Annotated in this window: 4 protein-coding genes; 1 reads left to right on the forward strand and 3 read right to left on the reverse strand. The window is 38.2% G+C overall.

Translation table 11 applies throughout. From position 1 onward, the window contains the following. From E1176_RS04755 to E1176_RS04765, 3 genes are all read right to left on the reverse strand, one after another. The coding region (locus E1176_RS04755; protein ID WP_155209423.1) for an ABC transporter permease at positions 1-2,446 on the reverse strand (2,446 nt) is incomplete at its 3' end. 2 nt (positions 2,447-2,448) lie between these two features. After that, a complete protein-coding gene (locus E1176_RS04760; protein WP_155209424.1) occupies positions 2,449-2,784 on the reverse strand; it encodes a PadR family transcriptional regulator in 336 nt (111 codons plus the stop codon). A gap of 117 nt (positions 2,785-2,901) precedes the next feature. After that, positions 2,902-3,447: a DUF922 domain-containing protein gene (locus tag E1176_RS04765; protein WP_185152635.1), complete on the reverse strand. Its 546-nt coding sequence runs from the start codon at positions 3,445-3,447 to the stop codon at positions 2,902-2,904. Between the two features lie 184 nt (positions 3,448-3,631). Here E1176_RS04765 and E1176_RS04770 point away from each other — a divergent pair, with 184 nt between their 5' ends. Further along, positions 3,632-4,078 carry a MarR family winged helix-turn-helix transcriptional regulator gene (locus E1176_RS04770; RefSeq protein WP_155209426.1) on the forward strand — a complete coding sequence of 149 codons (447 nt, stop codon included), beginning with the start codon at positions 3,632-3,634 and terminating at the stop codon, positions 4,076-4,078. Positions 4,079-4,108: the final 30 nt, after the last annotated feature.

The following is a 4,108-nucleotide window of genomic DNA, read 5'->3' on the forward strand; positions in this document are numbered from 1 at the left end:
TAATCGAAGCGCCCATCACTTTTCTTATGCCAATTTCTTTGGTCCGTTGCTCAGCCATAAATGCTGCCAACGCAAATAGCCCCAGACAACCGATGAATATTGCCAGACCCGCAAATATGGTGAAAACACGTGCCAGGCGTTTTTCATTGTCATACATTTCACCAAATGCACTGTCAAGAAATTGATAATTAAATGGCAATTCGGGAGCAAATTTTTTCCAAATAGACTCAATCGTAGACAAAGAGGCCTCAAGATCTTTGGAGTTCAATCTTACAGACATGAGCCCCGTGCTTCTATCTAGTCGTAAAGCAAGGTTACCGATTGGTAATCTCATAGATTCAAAATGAAAATCTTTGACCACACCGATTACCTTATGCTTTATGGTTTTATTAGGATCAGCCTGACCCGTTTGCGGGTCGTTGTCAAAGTTTTCAATAATGTTGTTTTCTCCCCAGGTTAAGCCATAGGCCTTAAATGCCGTTTCATTAAGTATTAAAGCATTGGAGTCAGAAGCAAGGTCGGGATTAAAATTGCGACCTTTAAGCATAGTAAGTCCCATGGTTTCTATATAGCCCTCATCTACACTCCAGAACTGCATGTTTACCATGTTATCCTCTGTTGGCTCGGTGCCTTCTTTCCAAAAAGTATTGTCAGATCTATTATGGCCACTCACCGGTACAAAACCAGAAAGAGAGACTGACTTGGTAGATGCATGGTTCTTTACTTCTTCCTTAAAGCTTTCTAAACTCTCACCAAGCATATAAGCATCACCCACCATTAATACCTGCTCTTTTTCAAAGCCCAGTTTCTTGTTTTGAATGTAGTTGAGCTGCTTGTAAACAGCTGCTGTACCCACCAGTAAAACGATGCTAATGAAAAATTGAAAAACTACTAATCCGCTTCTAATCAAGCCACTTTTACTACCGAGAGCCAACTTACCTTTTAGCACATTTACCGGTTTAAAAGCGCTTAAAAAGAATGCCGGATAAATACCTGCAGCAAAACCTACCAGTAGCGAGCCCATGATTAACCCAAGATAAAATAATGGCTGATCGTAAGGCACACTCAAAGACTTATCGGCTATAGAATTGAAGAATGGCAGCAGTAAAGCCATGAGCACCAAACTGAAGAAAAAGGCCACGATACTAAGAATAATGGACTCAGTCAAAAATTGTCTTACTAAGTGTGATTTATATGAGCCGAGAACCTTTCTTACCCCAACTTCTTTAGCTCGATTGGCTGAGCGAGCGGTTGATAGATTCATGAAGTTAATACAGGCAATCACTAAAATAAAAACTGCAATGATGGTAAAGAGGTATACATATGTTATATCACCTGACGTACCTATGTCAAAAGTAAAATCCGATTTAAGGTAAGCATCAGAAATAGGCTGCAACTCAAAATACATGTAGTTGCCGTTTGATTTAAACTCTTCAAATGTGGCTCCGGTTAGTTGTACAAGCTGCTCACTTACATGAGCATCGGCCATATTATTGAGTTTGCCCAAAAATTCTTTAGCATTCACACCTTCCTTTAACTTGAAATAAGTGAAGAAATTATTACTCAACCACATGGTTCTTTTACTTTGACTCATACCTTCCATGGCCATTATGAAGTCAATATTCAAATGTGAATTGTTAGGAATATCTTCAAAAACAGCTGTTACGTTATACTCCTCATCTCCATCCAAAATAAGTTGCTCCCCTACCGCATCAGGTGTTCCATAATATTTAGTCGCCATAGTTTCACTTATAGCTATATTCATCGATTTGGTCAATGCAGTTTTAGCGTCTCCATTGAGTAGCTTTAAATTTAAGAGCTCAAAAACGTCAGGGTCAGCAAAGATTAATGAGCTTTCTTTTATAGACTCTGTCATATTTGGCGTTTTCACCAGGTAAGTACCCCAGGTTCTGAAACGCGCCACAGACTCTATTTCAGGGAGTTCTGCCTTTAGCGCTGGCCCGAGTGGTGCAGGAGCTGTAGCCATATGAAACTCGTTATCTCCATATTTACCATGTCTAACCGTGCGATACAGCCTGTCTTCGTCTTGCCAAAAGGTATCATAACTGAGCTCATCGATTACAAAAAGAGAGATGAGCATACAACAGGTCACACTTACGGCAAGGCCGGTGACATTAATAAATGTATAGAAGCGTTGTTTTGATAAATTGCGCAGTGCAATCTTTAGATAATTTCGAAACATAAGTCTGGTGTTGTAGTTGGATGAATTTATTGTTTGAGTTTGTAATTCCTGTAGGTTGTGTGTGGAGCCGAATGATACTCTTACATTTTCGTAAGCTTCAATAAATCGCTCACCCTCTTCCATCTTTTGCTCTACCAAAGTGCAAATATGATCTACCAGTTCTTCGCCTAAATCATCATCGACTACACCGCGGTACTGTATATCCCTGATGATGTAATTAATATGTGATTCAGTTAAATGCATGATTACAGCTGTGGCGAAATTTGAAGAACCTTAAACATAGTTTCTATAAAAGCCTCAAAATCTTTTACGCGCTCAACAACGTTGGCTTTTCCATTTGATGTGAGCGTATAATACTTTCTCACTCTTTTTCCCATACTTATTTTTTCAGTAGTCAAAAGTCCTTCCGACTCTAACTTGTGCAATGTAGGATAGAGAGCACCTTCTGATACGATAAGTGAACCATCAGATAGTTCTTTTACTTTTTGAGTGATTTCATAACCATACATGCGGCCATTATTGGCAAGTAGCTTAAGTATAATCGTCTGTAATGAGCCTTTAAGTAATTCAGGGCTATGCATAATTCTTCAATACATTGGAGTCTTATGTAAGACGGCAGTAAAAAAGAAAAGGTTACAGCAAGGTATAAAAACTTTACTTTCAGTTAGTTATATAGAGTTGCAATTTTGGGCTTGATCTTATTGGCTATAATCCTGTAACTCCATGAGTTGTCTAGCCACTTTCTTTTCCCAGGTTATCTGGTTTTTGGGCAATGCGCCATGTAGGGTTTGGTGGTCGTATAGCTCGTCCGCTTGGTTACTTTCTTCTAAAATTTTCTTTACGGCCTTATTGTAGATTTTGAGGTCTTTAACCTTACTCCTTCTTAACTCAGCCACTTTTTTACGAATTTTTCGCGCATAAACTTCGGCTAAATCAAAGTGTAATTGTTCATGGGCCAATAATCTATCATTTACATCTGAAGCCCATGACTTTTTCTTATTAAACAAAGCAAATACATTGTAATAGAGTCTACGCTTCTCATAGTAAGGTTTAGCTACAATTTTTACAGCAGTACCTGCATCTCCGAATCGTGAGTCATCATTGGTTGCCTCAAAGTCTGACCACTGAAGCTTATTAGAGGCATTCCACATAATATATACATCTGGGTCGAAGGACTTGGATTGTGCCCAAAGCTTTTCAGAACAAACGACTGTGCATAAAATAATGGCAAAAACGTATTTCATGCTAATCATAAATCAAATTCTATGCCCGGATTGCCTTTTGAGGCAGATTGAAAAGGGAATTGAAAATTTTTAAAAAATAGTATGCATGCATAACATATTTTACTATATTTGTTATGCATAGCCTAATAAACTCATCATATCAAGAAAATAAAGGGCTATTTAAATTATCAATTTTAGATAATAAATGAAAAGAGAAGAAACCATTGATCATCATATAAAGTCCTCGTGGCATGCTATTTCTCGCATGTACAACCAGCAAGCGGTGAAGGAGGATATTACAACCTCGATCGGGTTCGTTTTGCTCAACATCAGTTCAAAAGAAGGAACGCCTGCTACGAAGATTGCTCCGCTTATGGGCTTAGAGTCAAGAAGCCTAACACGTGTTTTAAAAAACATGGAAGAAAAGGGCCTGATCTTCAGAAAACCGGATGAAAATGACGGTAGATCGGTGAGGATATTTCTTACGGATTTGGGTAAAGAGAAAAAGGAAGTATCTCGTATAACGGTACTCACATTTAACCAGGCCGTAAGAGCTAATATCTCCGAAGATAAGCTCAAAGTATTTTTTGAGGTGATCGGTGATATCAACAAGATTATAGAAGAAAATAATATTTACAAACCAAATAATTAATAACCACAATGACCAGACGAATTAACAAAG

Origin of the sequence: Fulvivirga aurantia, from assembly GCF_009711475.1 — a bacterium.
In the GTDB taxonomy this organism is placed as follows: Bacteria; Bacteroidota; Bacteroidia; order Cytophagales; family Cyclobacteriaceae; genus Fulvivirga; species Fulvivirga aurantia.

Coding starts and splice junctions, on each gene's coding strand:
- E1176_RS04765 (WP_185152635.1), bottom strand. CDS start 3,447: ATGAAATACGTTTTTGCCATTATTTTATGCACAGTCGTTTGTTCTGAA.
- E1176_RS04760 (WP_155209424.1), bottom strand. CDS start 2,784: ATGCATAGCCCTGAATTACTTAAAGGCTCATTACAGACGATTATACTT.
- E1176_RS04770 (WP_155209426.1), top strand. CDS start 3,632: ATGAAAAGAGAAGAAACCATTGATCATCATATAAAGTCCTCGTGGCAT.